Here is an 18,035-nt window from a genome sequence, read left to right as displayed (position 1 = left end):
ATAAACCTACTTTTTATCTTTTAACACTTTCTTCGCCTTTTACTGTTTTTGTAAACAGTATTCCAGCTTCTGTTCCAGCAAAAACTCTAATTGTAGGATCTTTATCTATATTTTCTTTTAAGATTTCTCCTATAGTTTTACTAGACTCACCAGCCGCTTCCCATAAAGAGTCAGATGTTGATTTCTTTTCTGATGTTTTTGTTGTAACACCATCAGATGTTGATTGAGTTTCTTCTGTTTCACCTAAAGCATCACCTAAAACTTCAACAAATGATGCAGCCATTGGTAATACATATCTACTTATATAATGTCTATCAATATCATCAGATAAACCTGGTAATGTTGTAGATGGATCTAAAGCGAAAGCTTCAATTTCATATTCTTCATGCCCTAGAACCGCAGTGTTGAACTGAATTGTTAAATAATCATCTTGAACTGTGAATGCTCCTAATATTTTAAAGTTTTTCAAAGGACCTGTTAATACTTTTGCAAGTACTGGACCTGGAACATCAGAGTTACTTTCTGTTAAAAATACAGCATAAGAAACAGTACCAGCACTAACTATTAGCTCTTGTTTTTCTAAGCTACTTAATAACTCATCACTATCTAATAAATCTCCAGAATCATCAAAACTTCCAGCAGATGAAGATCCTCCTGCACTAGCCAAGCTTAGATCTGTAATTTGGAATGTTTTATATACAGGTTCTGCAACATTAACTAAAGAGTTTATTTGGTTTGACATACTATCAATTTTTAACTCTGCTAAAGACTTCTTTTGTTCAGCAGTATAACCTAATTCTTTAAGAATATCTCTTCCTTTTTTCTTCCCTTTTTTATCAAGACCTTGTCTATTATAACCTTCTTTATTATAACCATTTTTGTCAAAGCCATCTTTATCAAAGCCATTTTTATCATAACCAAACTTGTCAAATCCATCAGCAGCATAACCATCTTTGTCAAAATCAGCTTCTGTTAGACCGTCTCTATAAGTACCTTCTTTTGTTAGCCCCTGTCTATTTACACCATTACGGTTAAACCCTTCTTTATTGAAGCCATCTTTATCATAACCTTCTCTATCCAAGCCATCTTTATCATAACCTTCTTTATTATAACCAAACTTGTCAAATCCATCAGCAGCATAACCATCAGGTCCAAAATCAGATTCTGTTAGACCATCTCTGTAAGTTCCTGCTCTGTTTTTACCCTCAGAATTCAAACCTTTTTTATTATAACCTTCTTTATCAATACCTTGTTTATTAAAGCCATCTTTATCATAACCATTTTTGTCATAACCATCTTTATCAAAGCCTTCTTTATTATAACCCATTTTGTTATAACCTTCTTTATCAAAACCTTTTCTGTCATAACCGAATTTGTCAAATCCATCAGCTGCATAACCATCTTTATCAAAATCAGCTTCTGTTAAACAATCTCTAAGATAACCGTCTTTATCATATCCTTCAGCATTTATACCATTACGATTAAATCCTGATTTTGTTTTGTTTTGATTTTTATTTGGATTACATGGTCCTTTTTTCTTACCACCTCCAAGCAATCCTTCTAAAATATCACTTGCATCATCAACTAAAGATTCACTTTCATCTGCACTAGAGCCAGAATCCTCATCTTTTTTGTTTTTACTGCCAAAGTCTAATTTTTCTAAATCATCTAATCCGAAGAAGCTTTCAGCTTCACTTTCTTCAACATAGTTTTTGATTTCTTTATTATCAAAGGTTCCAGTATATGGCAAAACACTCTTACCTTTTTGCACAGCAGCTTCTAATCTTTTTTCTTCATCATTTTCTAAAGCTACCTTATAAGATTCGCTTTTTTCTTCAAAAGGTTCGTCAACAACACCTCTTGTATTTCTAAGTGTTGAGACTGTATCTGTTTTTACTTTTCTAATATTAGCACTTGAGACTCCAATTGCTAAAACAACAACTAAAATTACAACAATTGTCATTATTCTGAAGCCAGGATTTTCTTTCCAAGCATTAGACAAATTATCTTTCATTGAGTATTCAAAATTATTATCTGCCATTTTACATCTCCTTTAAAAGATTTAATTTTAATTTCACAACTTCTCCATTATCTGAAAATAGCAGTATAGGATAAGCTTTTGTAACATAAACCTTAACACCTTCTGATATAGATGCACTAGCTGTCCATCTAGGAGATAGTAAAGTTGAGTTTGTTCTTACATATAGTTTATCTTGATTTTGATATACTGTTGTACCATCCAAATCACCAGACTTAATTGTTATCTTCTTTAAATCACTTGGTACTACACCTTCCAATATAGAGCTTAAAACAGGATTGCCAGCAGAAGCTATATTTGATTGTTGTAGAATAGATAGTTTACTATTTGGCCCCTTAAGAGGAACTTTAGCATCAAATCTATAATCAACATAGTCATCATCCACTTCAATATTTAAAGTTACTGGGAACTCTAGCCCTCTTAATCTTACAGATAGGTTACCATATCCGTATCTTACTTTAGGAGTTATTCTTATTATATGTCCATTTGGTTCTGGAGAAGTTACATCAAAGTTACCCCCAGACACAACATCAATGATAGGCCAAGATGAGCCCGTAGCATCTAAAAAGCTAACTGTTGTTACATATCCTTGAGAAACATTAACTGTTGGAATATTTTCGCCAGGATCTAAAGATAGCATTTCTATTCTTACTCTTTTTTCAGGATATACCCCTTGTCCTACGACAGATGCTTTTTGAGATTTTCTAAATTCTTTTAGGAAATCCATAATTTGCTCTGTTGACATTGGCAGAGCATTATCTTTAGCTAATTCATAAGCTGCAGATGATATTTTTTCTGTTTCAGTTTCTGCATTTGCATTAAAAGCTAAAAACAAAGCACAAAAGATAAACAATACTTGTTTCTTAAACATAATAATCCTTCCGTTTATTTATATGGAGCTGTAACCCATTGATCTATACCCAAACCTTTTTCATGCTTAACTTGAGTTCTTCTTGCCACAACCATTTTAACCAAAATTTTTCTACTTGCAATTTGACTACCAGATTCAATTGACAAATTAATAGGAACTTCTATATTCCATTTGTAAACTCCCCCACTCAATCCTTCTGCTATAACAACAGGAGGAGCTAGAGGTATAGCTGATATGACTTGCCTATTTTCTGTAATAGTTTTTATATAACTAGCATCTTTAAGAGCTGTCAAGAAACTATCCCAACCATTTTTTGTGAAATTCTCAGAAGCATCTTGCAATCTTTTTCTATAATCATGAAAACCAAAAGTTAATACATCAACAGCAGATTCTGATGCAAATGATAAAATTGCAGACTTTTGCAACAAAGGATCTGAAAGAGGTGCTAACTTAATTAGTTTCCCATCTGGAGTTGTAGCAAAAAACTTATCTTGAGGTCTAGAAAAGGCAAACATAACAATAAAAGCAACAATCATTGCTAAAATCGCAAGAGCTTCATAAAAAGCTACCTTTTGCATAACTCTATAACCATCTTGATAAAATTTATTTCTTGTCATTATAACTTGCACTGGAGATGTTTCATCAGCAACTCTACCTAAAGCACCTTTATCTAGAACAATATCTTTATCTCTTTTTGGCCCCGATGACTCTATAGGTTTGTTATTTAAAGTAGACTCCTCTTTAACACCTGAGTTTTCATTTTGGATATCCATTGCAATCTCCCGTTTTCCGCTATTTTTTTTAATAAAAACACATTTTTTTTTAAATTGCAACTTTTTTTCTTTACTTAGAGTGTTTTTTTATATAATAATGTATCTAACATGAAAACAGTTCAAAAAGAGGGTTTTATGAAGTTTCTAAAAATAATATGTTTTTTGATTTTAAGCAATGTTGCGATATCTTCAACTTTTGCTGCATCTACAGCAGAGATTGATTGTAATAAAAATTCCGTAATAAAAAAGCTAGAAGACGAAGGTACAAAAAAGTTACAAAATATTTTTAAAACGGGGATAAAGCCTATAAAAGAAGATGTCTCTGACATATCTTGCTTAGAAGATATTTGGGCAGATGTAACAAAACTTTTCGGAAAGCTTTCAGATTGGAAGATGCCGGACTTGAGCAAGCCAGGGATGGGCGATTTTGATTTTGACATGGCGGGATTCTGGGATAAAGCCATGAATAAAGCCAAGGAAAAAGCTTGTGAACTAATGCAAGATTCTATAGATTCAATAGAAGACACCATTAATAGTGCTTCCGAAGGGCTTACAGATGCTGCTAAAGATAAAATAAAAGGTGCTGTTAGGGATGCAAGAAAACTTGCTAAAAAAACAATGAAAGAAGCGGCAAGACCAGCTAGTGACTCTTTAAAAGAACTAGCAGACTTAACTAGTGGTAAATCTGTAACAAAAGATCAAAAAAGCTTTCAAAGGAAGCAACTTAAAAAAATTGATAAAGAATATAAAGATTTCCTTTATAACTAAAAGAGGTTAAAAAATGAAAAAAAGAAAATTATTACTTATAATAATAACAGCATTTTCAATCAATAATGCATCTAATGCTTTTGCAAGCACTTGTGAAATCTCAGCTAATTTTGACAAATCTATCATGGGATTAATTAAGAATCAAACCACAGAAATTGTTACTACTGGAGCTAGCATAGGAGCAGCATTAAAAACATTGATAGTTACAATAAATGCTGAAACATCAACTATCATGGAGTCTTTTCAAAAGTATTCTGCTCAAAGAGCAGCCTATGATGATGCTATTAACCAAATGCAAGTTGTACAAAATCGTCAAAGAGCAGCGACAACAAACCAAATAAACAACAGGACTCCAGATTTAGGAGATGTTGCTTGTGGTAAGGCTACAAATGCTAAAAACTGGTCAAAAACAAACAGCAACACAAGAAAACTTGCTGAAACCCACAGAAATGGATTTATGGAGTCTATTAACAAACAAAAAAACCTGCTAGACTTTTCTAATAAACAATTAGATAAACACACTCTTTGGTTTTCTAATATTGAACATGAAATAGATCCTACAAAACCAAACAATCCATTTACCGATGCAGATATAAATTCAAGCTCTCTATTTGGAGTTAGTACTTTTAGAAATAAAGAAGGCATAAAAAACATTACTTCATCAGAGGATACTCCTAACACTATGATTGCTGCTCAACAGTTTGCTAGAAAATTGGTTGGGAAGGCTGCTCCTAAAGTTGCCAGTGGAATCGCATTCTATTCTCTTCAAAGCAAAGCAGAGAAAGTTAAGAATCTTTCTTTAAATTCTAAAAAGAATTTAGTCTTTTCAATTTTTGCAGATATGATTGCTGAAAGATCTATGCTTAAAGGTTCCAATACTGGAGCATGGTTAAACACTTATTATTCAAAACTTGATAATGATATAGGAACTGGCTATTCTAAATCTTTAGCTCAAACAGTTGCCGATGATATTTCAGAATATGAATATAAAGACCACATGTATTCAAAAATGTATATGAATCCAGACTGGGCTCTATCATTGACAGCTCCTAAAAAGTCTTTAAAAATAGAGCAACTTGAAGTTACTAACAAAAACATGAGCCTAGAGTGGGATATACTATTATCTCTAGAAAAACTAGCAACTGTTGATGGTGTTAACTTGGCTACTACTTTGGAGAACTCAAGTGAATAAAAAAACTTTATTCATAAATAGAGTCTTTCCCCCGCTAAATGGAGCAACTGGTAGAATTTTAATAGAGATGAAAGAGGAGCTCGAGCTTCTTGGGCAAGACATAGAAGTAATGCACGATTCTAAACCTATGTCTAGATTAAAATCTCTAGCATATTTATTTTTTAAAACACTGTTCATTTCAAATAAGAAATATAAACAAGCAGTAATAATGACAGACCCTCCTTTTATATTACTTCTAGCTCCAATACTAAAATTAAAAGGTATTAAAGTTATTCATTGGGGCATGGATATTTACCCTGAATTATTTGAAGTTTTTAATATAAAAATATTTAACAAGAAGTTCTTATTCTCTCTAAATAAATTTTTATTAAAGTTCGTTGATGAGTTTGTTGTAATAGGAAGAGATATGAAGAATCACTTTGCAAATAATTACAATATTAAAAGAGAAAATATTCATGTGATTTATAACTGGGCGGATAGAATTGTTAAACCAATGAATATTGAAAAGAAAAATTTTACAGTTATGTACTCTGGAAACTGGGGGCTAGCTTACGACTTCTCAAAAATATTAGATATAGCAGATTCATTACAATCAGAAAAGAGCATAGTATTTCAATTAATTGGAGGAGGTTCTCAAAAAGAAAAAGTTGTAAAAGAAATTGAAGGACGAGGAATAAAAAACATTGAAGTTTCTAATTACAAGCCTATGAGCCAATATGTTGAATCAATCAATAGTGCAGACATTCATTTAGTTTCTGTAAATCCTAAAACAAAAGGGCTTATGGTTCCTTGCAAAACATATTCTTGTTTAGCTGCTGGAATACCTTGCTTATTTTGCGGAGATCAAGAAAGTGAGATAGCACAATTAATAAATGAATACGATTGCGGTATGGCTTCGGATGATATAAAAATTATTTCAAAAGAGATAATTAGTCTTTATAAAGACTCTGAATTAAGAAAAGCCAAAGGAGATAATGCTCTTATCATTAATCAAAAATATGGCTTGGAAAAAGCTGCAAAGAAATTTAATAAGGTTTTAAACAATGTACAATAACTCTTTAGATGCAAATGCTATATTAGCAGGTATAAAATCATATAAAAAACAAGTTATTATCATATTCATAATATGCTTTTGCTTGAGCTGTCTAGCTTCAAGTTTTATAACAAAAAAACATACCGCTTTTATGGTGGTTTCACCTGCTGTCCATGACTTAAAAGAAAAAGACAAGTCTGAAAAAGAAGATAACTCTATTAAACAGGGAGAAAGTGACTTTAATAAATTTCTATATTTATTAACATCTAAAGATGTTGCAAAAAAGCTAAACTCAGATAAAGAAATATCCTCTAAATTAAAAGCAAAGTTCTCATTATCATCTCTATTACTATACGGAAGAATATATTCAAAAAATGATATAGAGACGACACAAAACTATATTCAAAACAACTTAAATATCGAAAATATAAAAAACACAAATATGAAGAGAATAACTCTAAAGCACTCAGACCCTAAGTTTGCTAAGTATTTACTTAAATCTCTTTATAAACAAGCTGATGACATAATAAAGAATAGAGAAAAAAATAAAAATGGAAAAGAAATTGCTTTCATAAAAAAGCAACTTAAAACATCTAACACATCAAAAAACAGTGAAGTATTTTTAGACTTATTGCAACATCAACTACAAATAGAAGCTATGCTGGGAGTTGACCTCCCTTATTCTGCTGATACTGTAGAAAACATAAGTGTTTCTAGTATCCCGAACTCTCCATCTATCCCTCTTATTGTTTTATTTATTACTTTAATGTCGGGAAGTTTTTGGAGCTTATTATTTATCTACATCAAGGAAAACAAGTAATTATAATTACCTAGCATTTTTTCACTAAAGTGTTTTATTATCTATTTATGAAAAACAGAAGAATTTTAGAAAAAAAAGAAAAAGAGATTATTTCTATATTATCTACAGAGATGAAAAAGAGGGAAATCTCAGATTATCAATTATCAAAAGATACAGGTTTATCAAGAAATACTTTTTCAAATTCTGTAAAAGGATTATCTCACCCTACTCTATTAACAATTATTTGTGTTGCGGAGTATTTAGATATTAGCCTAGAAGAGTTACTAAAATGAGCCCAATAAATGTTTCTGTATTCATATTAACAAAAAATGAAGAGGTAAATATTACTCATTGTTTAGATTCTTTACAAGAGTATAAAGAAGTTTTTGTTATAGATTCTAACAGTAGCGATAATACAGTTGAGTTAGCAAAGTCTTATGGCAACGTTAATGTAATTAACTTTAACTGGAATGGACAATATCCTAAGAAGAAACAGTGGGCGATTGATAATATAGATATTAATACAAAGTGGATTTTATTCGTTGATGCTGATGAAGAGCTATCTCAAAAGCTAAATTCAGAAATAAAAACAGCTATAAATAAAGATTATAATGCTTTCTATGCTACTGCTGATGTTTGGTTCATGAACAAGAAAATGAGATTTGGTCGTAAGCATAAAAAAATAATTCTATTAAGAAAAGGCTTTGTGAATTTTCCTATAATAGATGATTTAAATGTAGCAGAAATGTGGGAAGTTGAAGGGCATTATCAACCAATTGTAATAGGCAAAATAGCTAGTTTAAAAAACAAATACAATCACAACGACAAAAAACCTTTATATGCAATGATAGATAGACACAATCGTTACTCTTCTTGGCAAGCAGAAGTGCAAAATCAAATTTATGGCTCTGGTTTAAGAGGGTTTATTAAAAAGCTTTATCACAATTTACCATTTATGCCTTTAATTACCTTTTTAGATAGTTATATTTTTAAATTTGGCTTTTTAGATGGGAAGACAGGTTACAACTATGCAATATTTAGAGCATATTACTACTGGCAAACAAAGTTAAAAAAGACGAGTTAATATAAAAGCTCTTTTCAAATTTAAATTTATATGTTATAAAATGGCAAATAAAAAACAATGTTTTTTTGCTTTAATAATCATCTTATTATAAAGCAATCTATAACTAGAGAGGTAACAAATGTCAAATCAATATATATTCGTAATGAAGGAACTAACTAAAGTATGGCCAGGAGGCAAACAGCTTTTTGAAAACATTCACCTTAGCTTTTACCCAGGGGCAAAAATAGGGGTTATAGGTACTAATGGTTCAGGTAAGTCAACTTTATTAAAGATTATGGCTGGTGTTGAGAGAGACTTTCAAGGAGAGGCTTGGGCAGCAAAAGGAGTGAAAGTTGGTTATTTAGAACAAGAACCACAATTAGATAACTCTAAAACAGTTTATGAAAACATAGTTGAGGCTATGTCTGAAACAAAGGCTCTAGTGGATGAGTTTGAAGAAATATCTCTAAAGCTTGGCGAAGTAACAGATACAGATGAAATGATGGCTCTAATTGAGAAGCAAGGAGAACTTCAAGAATTAATTGATGCAAAAGATGCTTGGGACTTATCAAGACAAATAGAAATAGCTATGGATGCATTAAGATGCCCAGACAAAGACTCTTCTGTAGAGAAACTATCTGGTGGAGAGAAAAGAAGAATTGCTCTTTGTAAATTACTACTAGAAAAACCAGATATGCTATTATTAGATGAGCCTACAAACCATTTAGATGCGGGTTCTGTAGCATGGTTACAAAAGTATTTAGAAGATTACAGTGGAACTGTTGTATTAATTACTCATGATAGATATTTCTTAGATAATGTAACAGGTTGGATTCTAGAACTAGATAGAGGACAAGGGTATCCATATGAAGGAAACTATACAAACTGGCTTGAGCAAAAACAAAAAAGACTTCTTCAGGAAAAAAGAGAAGCAAACAATAGAGATAAATCTCTAGCAGAAGAACTTGAATGGATTAGAAAATCTCCTAAAGCTAGGCAAGCTAAATCAAAAGCTCGTGTAAATGCCTATGAAGATTTATTAAAGCAAGATGTTAGAGAAAAAATGAAAACTGCTTCTATTATAATACCTACTCCTGAGAGATTAGGCGATAATGTTATTGAAGCAAAAGGAGTATCTAAAGGTTTTGGAGAAAGATTGCTAATTGATAATTTAAACTTTAAAATACCTAGAGGAGCTATAGTTGGCATAATTGGCCCTAATGGAGCAGGTAAGTCAACATTGTTCAAAATGATAACAGGACAAGAAAATCCTGATAGTGGTGAATTTAAGCTTGGAGAGACTGTTCAACTTGGTTATATTGATCAATCTAGAGATTCACTACAAGATAAAAACTCAGTATGGCAAGAGATTTCTGATGGCAATGACATTATAGAATTAGGTAAAGCAGAAATGCAAAGCAGAGCTTATGTGGCTTCTTTTAATTTCAAAGGTGGCGATCAGCAAAAGCTAGTTGGCTCTTTATCAGGTGGAGAAAGAAACCGTGTTCACTTAGCAAAAATGCTAAAATCAGGAGCAAATGTTCTTATGCTTGATGAACCAACAAATGATTTAGATGTTGAAACTCTAAGAGCTTTAGAAGAAGCTTTGATGGATTTCCCAGGCTGTGTTTTAATAACATCTCATGATAGATGGTTCTTGGATAGACTTGCGACTCACATTCTAGCATTTGAAGGAGATTCTCATGTAGAATGGTTTGAAGGAAACTACGAAGATTATGAGAGAGATGCAATTCGCCGTCTAGGAGAAGAAGCAGCAAAGCCTCATAAAATAAAATACAAACCTATCAGCAGATAAATAAATAATTTAATTTCTATGAGATTTACTCTTCATCAGGGTGATCTTCTAGAATTTGTTTAAACTTATGATTTATTTCCTTAAATGCTTGTAAGACATTTGGGTCGAAATGCTCAGGCTTTGTTCTGCCTGTACCATCGCCTTCTGTAATTATTTCAACAACTTTATCATGAGGTATTGGGTCTTTATAAGGTCTCTTACTCATAAGAGCATCATAAATATCTGCAATAGTCATTAATCTAGCACTCAGAGGTATCTCTTCGCCCTTTAGCCCTTTAGGGTAACCTGTTCCATCCCATTTTTCATGATGACACTCTGCTACTTGTTGAGCTGTTGTTAAGAACAAAGTTTTTGTACCCAAAAGTTTTTCTGTTTTTCTTAATACTTCTGCACCATATATAGTGTGTTTTTTCATTTCTTCCATTTCTTCATCTGTCAACCTGCCCGGTTTTAACAATATTGAATCAGGAACCCCAACTTTACCAATATCATGTAGTTCTGCCGCTTGATACATTGCTTCAATAGTTTGATCATTTAATTCATCTGGATAAACACTTCTAAGATGTTCAGCTAAAGATCTAACATACTCTTTTGTTCTTATAACATGAGCTCCTGTTTCTGGATCTCTAAACTCAGCAAGAAATGCCATACTTGCAAGAGCCGCATCTCTTGTTTTTTTAACTTCATGAATTTTTTCATCTACAAGCTTCTCAAGATTATCTCTATGGTTCTTAAGTTCTAGATGATTTTTAATTCTAACCTTTAGCAAAGATGGCTCAAAAGGTTTAGTAATATAATCAACTGCCCCTAACAGAAGACCTCTTTCTTCATCTTCATTTTGACCTAGAGCTGTTAAAAACACTACAGGTATATTTCTTGTATTATCCTCTTCTTTAAGCTTAGTACAAACCTCATACCCATCCATTTTAGGCATCATAATATCTAACAATATTAAATCTGGGTTGACATTATTTGCTAAATCTAAAGCAACTTTACCATTTTTAGCTATACTTAAGTTATAATCTTCCCTAAGCACACTAACAAGAACATCAATGTTTTCACTAACATCATCTACTATAAGTATTGTTGATTTTTCATCCATAAGACTACTCCTCTAATGTTTTTCTCATCTCTTCTATAACTTTACTAGCTTCTACAAAATCATAAGATGATATAAACTCTTTTAATTTTGATAAACTATCCTTAATAGAAACAGAGAATGAATATGTATTTATTTTTTGCAATATCTGTTTACTTCTAACTGGATCGTTTCTAGATACATTATCCTGCAATTCTATTAATAAATCAACTAAATCTTTTACTCCACCCTCTTTTTTCTCAACAGGAGCTTCTTCAATTTGATTATTCGATAAATATTTTTTAATTTCTTCAATTACAATTTTGTGCTCTTTAACAAACTCATCTATATCTGCTTTACTTGATATTTTAAACTTCTGTTCTACATCTTTAGCTAAATTAGACAGAGGAACAGCACCGATACTAGCAGAGATACCCTTTATTGAATGAGCGATTAAAGTAGCACTTTTAAAATCTTTTGTTTCTGATAAATACTTTAATTTATTTGGAGTATCTTCAAAATTCTTAACAAATTTAGTTAAAATATCATTAAATAAACTCTTATCATTATTGATTAACCTTAGACCTTTTGCTGCACTAAAGCTTGAAACATCAGAGTCAAAATCTAAAACATCTTTACTAATTTTTTTAAAGCTACTAACAGTATTTGTGTTTTTAAAAGCATCTGCTATTGTTCCTTTTAAAACATCAAAATCTATAGGCTTAGCAATACATCCACTCATTCCAGACCTTTTATATTTTTCTAAATCTGCTGCATCTGAGTTACCTGTTAAAGCAATTATTGGCAAGTCATTGTATCCCTGACCTTTAATTTTTTCAGCAACCTCCATGCCATTTATACCAGGCATTTGAATATCAACTATTAATAAATCAAAAGAATCATTTAAGTTTTCTAAAGCCTCTTCACCTGAAGATAAAATAACTGAATTAACATTTAAATCATTTAATAAAGTTTGACCTATTTGTCTATTAATCAAATCATCATCAACAAACATGATCTTTTTACCTCTGCAAATTTCAGCATCAGATAAATCATCAGCTATATACTCCAGAACTAAAGAGAAACTAAAGCTACTTCCTTGCCCTAATGTTGTCTGAATTCTTATTTTACTTTTCATTGCTTCCAACATTTTTTCTGTTAGGAACAGACCTATACCTATCCCACCATATGTTCTTGTTTTAGAACCATCTCCTTGTTCAAATGCTTTAAATATAGCTTGAATTTGCTCTTTATCCATACCTATACCTGTATCGATAACTTCAAAGTTTAAATTAACAACACTATCATTTGCTTGAAGCAAATTAACTTTAAATATTACTTCACCCTCTTCTGTAAACTTAATTGCATTATTGATAAGCTTACTACATATAGCTTTTAATAAGTATTCATCGGAATTAATTCTTTTAGGAGCATTTTCATCTATATTAAAAATTAATTTCAAACCTTTTTGCTTTGCTTGTAAATAGAAGTCCTCTCTTAAACTATCAACAAAAGATTTAAAGTTTATTTCTTTATTATGAACCTCTATATCCCCTCCATAAAGCTTGTTAAAATCTAGAGCATTATCTATAACATTTTTTATATCTTTATTTGCTAGTTTAATTTTCTCGACATAAGACATGCTTTGTTCATCTAAATCTTGTCTAGCGAGTAAATGCAACATACCAGATATCACATTAACAGGCGTTCTTACTTCATGATTTATATTAGAGATAAAATCTCTTTTCTTCTTATCTTCCATCTCTTTAACTTTTTGAATTTGTATATAGTGCCTTTGTTGCTTTAAAAGCTCTCTTATATACATAAGAGAAGACATAACAAACAATGCTACAGATACAAAAATAAAATAACTATTATTAATAAATTCCATATATAAAACTCTACATTTTTTCTTCTTTTTTAGGCTATAAACATAACCCTACATTAAAAAACTTCATAAATCAAGATATATGTTTTGCAAAATTGAAATAAATACTTTATATATAAAATATAGTAAAAACAAAAAGGAGAAAAAATGAGATACTTTGGTAATTACTCATCTTTAATAGGTGATATAGGAGCAACAAATATAAGGTTAGCAATATATTACAATCAAAAAGTTCAAAAAATCAAAGAGTATAAATGTTCTGATTTTGCTACATTAGACAAAGCAATTTTTAACTACATAAATACAGAATTAGAGGAAGATATACCTGTTCCTGTGAATGGAGCTATTGCTATTGCTTGTCCTGTAATTGGAGACCAAATACAAATGACAAATCATCCTTGGAATTTTTCTATAACTAAATTAAAAGAAACTTTAAGGATGGAATCTCTTGAAATTGTTAATGACTTTACAGCTGTTTCTTGTGCTCTACCATTTTTCTCATTAAGTGATATACACAAAATTCAAGACAAGGGTAAAACAATACTAAAACATCCTATGTCAGTTATCGGACCAGGAACTGGACTTGGAGCAGCAACTCTTGTAAGCATTGGTAGTGATTTCTATCCTCTTCCAGGAGAAGGTGGACATGTAACTATGTCAGCAAGAAACGATAGAGAAGGGAAAATCATAGCCCAACTTAGAAAAAATCATGGTCTTGTATCATTTGAAAAAATTCTATCTGGACAAGGGATAATAAACTTATATACAGCTATATGCCAAATAAGCAATGAGGAACCTGAAGAAGGGCTAACATCGGAAGAACTTGTTATCAAGGGCACTAATGGAGAGTCTGCTAGAATGCTAGAAACAATTGAAATGTTTTGTTCATTCTTAGGTAACATGGCAGGCAACATGGCCCTTACTGTAGGGTCTAAAGGAGGAGTTTTCATTGTTGGCAATATAGTTAATGCTATGAAAGATTTTTTAGAAACATCATGTTTTAGAGAATCTTTTGAAGACAAAGAAGGTATGAGAGAATATTTAGAGAACATTCCTACTTATATAATAACACATCCTACTCCTGCTTTTGTAGGGTTAAAGTATATAATCAACAAAATTAATGAGTAAATTTATAGAATATTAAATTCTATAATCTCTTTAAAATCCGTCATTCCTACTCCGTCATTCTGATGAGCGGAGCGAAGAAGAATATTGCTGTGTTGCTGATACCCTCTCTATTCCGTCATTCTGAACGGACACACTTGTGTGGAAGTGAAGAATCTCATTGTGCTACAGGATGTAAATCTATATTACACAAGCATGAAAAGATTCTTCGTTACACTCAGAATGACATAGAAAAGAAAAATAGATTTTAAATTAATTTATATGAAAGTTAAACCCCCTTGCTATACATTTAAGTATTGCAATGGGGGTTTAATCTTTTAAAATAAATTAAGAATAAAATCTATTTTTATAAATCAAGATATCTTTCTAACCATTTATTATCATATCCACCTTCTCTAAATTCTTCTTCATCAAGAACTTTTCTAACAAGAGGGTTTGATGTTTTAACACCGTCAATAACAAATTCATCAAGAGCTCTATGTAGTCTAGCAATTGCTTCTTCTCTTGTATCACCATGAACAATAACCTTAGCTATTAAACTATCATAGTGAGAAGGAACTATATAACCACCATAAAGAGCACTATCCACACGAATACCTAGTCCACCAGGAGTATGATATCCTTTGATTTTACCTGGAGAAGGCATAAATGTTTCAGGATCTTCAGCATTAACCCTAGCTTCGATTGCATGACCTTTCATTTTAATATCTTCTTGTTTGTAAGATAAAGGTTCACCATTTGCAACACGAATTTGTTCTTTAACTAAGTCAATTCCTGTAACCATTTCTGTAACTGGATGTTCAACTTGAAGTCTAGTATTCATTTCCATGAAATAAAATCTACCGTCTTCATATAAGTACTCGATTGTTCCAGCACCTACATACCCCAGTTTTCTAACCATATTAGCAGATATTTCACCAATTTCATTTCTTAATTCTTCAGTAATTACTGGAGAAGGAGATTCTTCAACAAGTTTTTGATTTCTTCTTTGAACAGAGCAATCTCTTTCACCTAAGTGAATACCATTACCATGCTTATCACCAAACAATTGAATTTCAATATGTTTTGGTTGTTTTAAGAATTTCTCGATATAAACAGAGTCATCTCCGAAAGCAGCTTTTGCTTCTGCTCTAGCGAAATTCCAAGCTTCATCAAGTTCTTCAGCGGTCATAGCAACTTTCATACCTTTTCCGCCACCACCCATAGAGGCTTTAACCAAAACAGGGTATCCCATTTCTTCAGAAACCACTCTAGCTTCTTCAATATTTTCCACAAGACCTTTAGATCCCGGAACCACTGGAACTCCTAATTCTGCAACTGTTTGTTTAGCAACAGCCTTATCACCCATCATTCTCATATGTTGAGCAGAAGGCCCAATAAATTCGAAACCATGCTCTACAACCATATCAGCAAATTTAGCATTTTCTGATAAGAAACCAATACCTGGATGAATTGCATCAGCATGAGTAACTACTGCAGCAGAAATAATAGACTGCATATTTAAATAACTATCCTTTGAAGATGCAGGACCTACACAAACAGACTCATCAGCAAGTCTAACATGCATAGAATCAGCATCAGCCGTAGAGTGGATAGCAACAGATTTAATACCCATTTCTTTACAAGCTCTAACAATTCTTAGAGCGACATCTCCACGGTTTGCAATTAAAATTTTCTTAAACATAATTAATCTCTTTTTATTTATTATTCAATTATAGCTAATACTTGTTCAAACTCAACTGGTTGAGCATCTGAAACACATATTTCTTTTACTACACCTGATTTCTCAGCTTTAATAGGGTTCATAACTTTCATTGCTTCAACAATAAGAAGAGTATCTCCAGCACTTACAGAATCGCCAGCTTTTACAAAGTTATCAGCATCTGGTGATGGTTTTAAGTAAACATTACCAACCATTGGAGATTTAATAGCCCCAGGATGATCTTCATTTTTTATCTCTGCAGCCACTACTGGAGCTGCCGCCGCTGCTGCAGGCATTGCCACTGGAGCTGCCGCTGCAACTGGAGCTACAACTGCACCACTTGTTGCTTTACTTAAAGTTATTTTTGCATCTCCATCTGCTAATTTAATCTCAGCTAAAGAGCTATCTTCTAAAATTTCTACTAAATCTTTTAATTCATTTTTATCTATATTAATAAAAGCCATTGTTTTTTCAACCTTTTTTTGTTATTCCATCTCGCCTTAAAAACGATCCTTTCAACACTAACATAATTTTTTTATTTTGTAAATTTTTTTTTAATAAAGATTTTTTAATTGAGCTTTAATAATTAAAAAGCTATAATATTTGTATGAATATATTCTACTTAGATAAAGACCCTAAAAAGTGTGCAGAACACCATTGCGATCAGCATTGTGTTAAAATGATAATAGAGTATGCACAAATTATGTCGACTGCTCATAGGGTTCTTGATGGAGAGGAATATTACAGAATAAATAAATCAAATCACAAAGTTAGAGCTTGGAAACTTAATGATAAAAGAGAAGAAACTCTTTATCAAGCAGGTTTCTATCACCATCCTTGTGTAATATGGACAGAAGAGTCAGTAGAAAACTATAACTACTTATATAATCTGTTTTGTGCTTTGTGTGATGAATTTAAAAAAAGATATGGGAAGACTCATTTAACTGACATTAAACTTAGAGAAATCTTAAGACACCCTCCTCAAAACATTCCTAAAACAAAGTTTACCACTCCTGCTTTAGCAATGCCCGATTATTGCAAAATGAAAACCGCTATAGCTTCTTATAGAAATTTCTATAAAAAAGAGAAAATAAAATTCGCTAAGTGGAAAAATGGTGAGCCCGATTGGTTATAACTTTACAAAATAAATACTGCTTTTTCCATATTTTTTCTTTTTGAAATACGAATAATCTTCTTCTAACATACACTCATCATCTTTATCTGTCTCAACAACGAATAGAGTATCTTCATTAGCCCAGCCTTTTTCTGATAGAATCTTTATAGATTTTGCTCCTGCCTCCATAGCATAAGGAGGATCAATAAAAATTATATCCATTACTTCTCTGGAAGAAGCAGGACTCAAGACATCACAAGTGATTACATTTATATCATTATCGTTTTTATAAGAAGAGACATTATCTCTAACAAGTCTAGTGTCTATATCCATAAAAAAAACTTTTTTAGCTCCTCTAGATAAAGACTCTATACCCAGAGCTCCAGAGCCACAAAAAGCATCCAACACCTTTTTATTATTAATACCCCCGCTAGATTCCAAAGAAGAAAAAACTGCTTCTTTAGTTCTATCTGTAGTTGGTCTAATTCTTTTACCAATCGGAGACTTTAATACTCTACCTCTATATTTACCTGCTATTACTCTCATATTTTACTCTTTAATTAACAATGGAGTTTTTGTAGTCCCTACAGTTTTCCATATTGGGCTTGTCCATGAATTATTCTGTATAGCAATTGCATCTGCTTCAGAGCAAGCATTAACACCTTCTTCACAAAGATCACTATAGTTATTAACATTACCACTAGAAGAATATCCAACTAACCCTCCAACATTAGAATTGCCCGTTGGAGCTGTAGTAAATGATGCATAACTATCT

General features: G+C 31.8%; 18 protein-coding genes. 9 read left to right on the top strand and 9 right to left on the bottom strand.

What is annotated here, in order from left to right:
• Nucleotides 1-13: 13 nt before the first annotated feature.
• Genes OIF36_04965 through OIF36_04955 form a run of 3 tightly spaced genes read right to left on the bottom strand, consistent with a single transcriptional unit; the run spans nucleotide 14 to nucleotide 3,682 of the window.
• The gene (locus OIF36_04965; GenBank protein ID MCV6599805.1) at nucleotides 14-2,041 is read right to left on the bottom strand and encodes a hypothetical protein; all 2,028 of its coding nucleotides are present in this window, start codon (nucleotides 2,039-2,041) and stop codon (nucleotides 14-16) included.
• Nucleotide 2,042: 1 nt separating this feature from the next.
• On the bottom strand, nucleotides 2,043-2,909 hold the full coding sequence (locus tag OIF36_04960) for a DotH/IcmK family type IV secretion protein (protein ID MCV6599804.1): 867 nt from the start codon (nucleotides 2,907-2,909) through the stop codon (nucleotides 2,043-2,045).
• 14 nt (nucleotides 2,910-2,923) lie between these two features.
• A complete protein-coding gene (locus tag OIF36_04955; protein MCV6599803.1) occupies nucleotides 2,924-3,682 on the bottom strand; it encodes a DotI/IcmL family type IV secretion protein in 759 nt (252 codons plus the stop codon).
• Between the two features lie 108 nt (nucleotides 3,683-3,790).
• Between OIF36_04955 and OIF36_04950 the strand changes: the two genes are divergently transcribed.
• The 7 genes from OIF36_04950 to ettA all read left to right on the top strand — a co-directional run bounded on the left by OIF36_04950 (nucleotide 3,791) and on the right by ettA (nucleotide 10,353).
• On the top strand, nucleotides 3,791-4,450 hold the full coding sequence (locus tag OIF36_04950) for a hypothetical protein (GenBank protein MCV6599802.1): 660 nt from the start codon (nucleotides 3,791-3,793) through the stop codon (nucleotides 4,448-4,450).
• Nucleotides 4,451-4,463: 13 nt separating this feature from the next.
• Nucleotides 4,464-5,642 (top strand): hypothetical protein, encoded by a 1,179-nt coding sequence (locus tag OIF36_04945; GenBank protein ID MCV6599801.1) that lies wholly within the window; start codon nucleotides 4,464-4,466, stop codon nucleotides 5,640-5,642.
• Nucleotides 5,635-6,696: a glycosyltransferase family 4 protein gene (locus OIF36_04940; GenBank protein ID MCV6599800.1), complete on the top strand. Its 1,062-nt coding sequence runs from the start codon at nucleotides 5,635-5,637 to the stop codon at nucleotides 6,694-6,696. Before OIF36_04945 ends, OIF36_04940 begins: the two co-directional genes overlap by 8 nt.
• The gene (locus OIF36_04935) at nucleotides 6,686-7,495 is read left to right on the top strand and encodes a hypothetical protein (protein ID MCV6599799.1); all 810 of its coding nucleotides are present in this window, start codon (nucleotides 6,686-6,688) and stop codon (nucleotides 7,493-7,495) included. Before OIF36_04940 ends, OIF36_04935 begins: the two co-directional genes overlap by 11 nt.
• Nucleotides 7,496-7,542: 47 nt before the next feature.
• Entirely contained in the window at nucleotides 7,543-7,767 is a 225-nt protein-coding gene (locus OIF36_04930) for a helix-turn-helix transcriptional regulator (GenBank protein ID MCV6599798.1), read from the top strand.
• Nucleotides 7,764-8,558 (top strand): glycosyltransferase family 2 protein, encoded by a 795-nt coding sequence (locus tag OIF36_04925; protein MCV6599797.1) that lies wholly within the window; start codon nucleotides 7,764-7,766, stop codon nucleotides 8,556-8,558. Before OIF36_04930 ends, OIF36_04925 begins: the two co-directional genes overlap by 4 nt.
• Nucleotides 8,559-8,676: 118 nt before the next feature.
• Nucleotides 8,677-10,353, top strand: a complete 1,677-nt coding sequence (gene ettA / locus OIF36_04920) for an energy-dependent translational throttle protein EttA (GenBank protein MCV6599796.1) — start codon at nucleotides 8,677-8,679, stop codon at nucleotides 10,351-10,353.
• Between the two features lie 25 nt (nucleotides 10,354-10,378).
• Here ettA and OIF36_04915 read toward each other — a convergent pair whose 3' ends face one another.
• Together OIF36_04915 and OIF36_04910 are read right to left on the bottom strand one after the other, a co-directional pair.
• Complete coding sequence (locus tag OIF36_04915; protein ID MCV6599795.1) at nucleotides 10,379-11,455, bottom strand: response regulator; 1,077 nt, start codon at nucleotides 11,453-11,455, stop codon at nucleotides 10,379-10,381.
• 4 nt (nucleotides 11,456-11,459) lie between these two features.
• Nucleotides 11,460-13,322 (bottom strand): ATP-binding protein, encoded by a 1,863-nt coding sequence (locus OIF36_04910; GenBank protein ID MCV6599794.1) that lies wholly within the window; start codon nucleotides 13,320-13,322, stop codon nucleotides 11,460-11,462.
• Between the two features lie 144 nt (nucleotides 13,323-13,466).
• Here OIF36_04910 and glk point away from each other — a divergent pair, with 144 nt between their 5' ends.
• Nucleotides 13,467-14,447 (top strand): glucokinase, encoded by a 981-nt coding sequence (glk, locus tag OIF36_04905; GenBank protein ID MCV6599793.1) that lies wholly within the window; start codon nucleotides 13,467-13,469, stop codon nucleotides 14,445-14,447.
• 343 nt (nucleotides 14,448-14,790) lie between these two features.
• Here glk and accC read toward each other — a convergent pair whose 3' ends face one another.
• Both accC and accB read right to left on the bottom strand, forming a co-directional pair.
• The gene (accC, locus tag OIF36_04900; GenBank protein ID MCV6599792.1) at nucleotides 14,791-16,128 is read right to left on the bottom strand and encodes an acetyl-CoA carboxylase biotin carboxylase subunit; all 1,338 of its coding nucleotides are present in this window, start codon (nucleotides 16,126-16,128) and stop codon (nucleotides 14,791-14,793) included.
• 20 nt (nucleotides 16,129-16,148) lie between these two features.
• Entirely contained in the window at nucleotides 16,149-16,610 is a 462-nt protein-coding gene (accB, locus tag OIF36_04895; GenBank protein ID MCV6599791.1) for an acetyl-CoA carboxylase biotin carboxyl carrier protein, read from the bottom strand.
• 143 nt (nucleotides 16,611-16,753) lie between these two features.
• On the opposite strand from accB, the gene OIF36_04890 reads away from it, so the two are divergent.
• Nucleotides 16,754-17,281 (top strand): hypothetical protein, encoded by a 528-nt coding sequence (locus tag OIF36_04890; GenBank protein MCV6599790.1) that lies wholly within the window; start codon nucleotides 16,754-16,756, stop codon nucleotides 17,279-17,281.
• Here the strand turns inward: OIF36_04890 and rsmD are convergent.
• Both rsmD and OIF36_04880 read right to left on the bottom strand, forming a co-directional pair.
• Entirely contained in the window at nucleotides 17,276-17,806 is a 531-nt protein-coding gene (gene rsmD, locus OIF36_04885) for a 16S rRNA (guanine(966)-N(2))-methyltransferase RsmD (protein ID MCV6599789.1), read from the bottom strand. The genes OIF36_04890 and rsmD overlap by 6 nt on opposite strands.
• A 3-nt stretch (nucleotides 17,807-17,809) precedes the next feature.
• Nucleotides 17,810-18,035, bottom strand: a 226-nt coding sequence (locus tag OIF36_04880; GenBank protein MCV6599788.1) for a hypothetical protein, incomplete at its 5' end; no start/stop codon positions are given.

The organism is Alphaproteobacteria bacterium (assembly GCA_025800285.1).
In the GTDB taxonomy this organism is placed as follows: Bacteria; Pseudomonadota; Alphaproteobacteria; order JAOXRX01; family JAOXRX01; genus JAOXRX01.
This window is presented reverse-complemented; position numbering and strand designations above follow the sequence as displayed.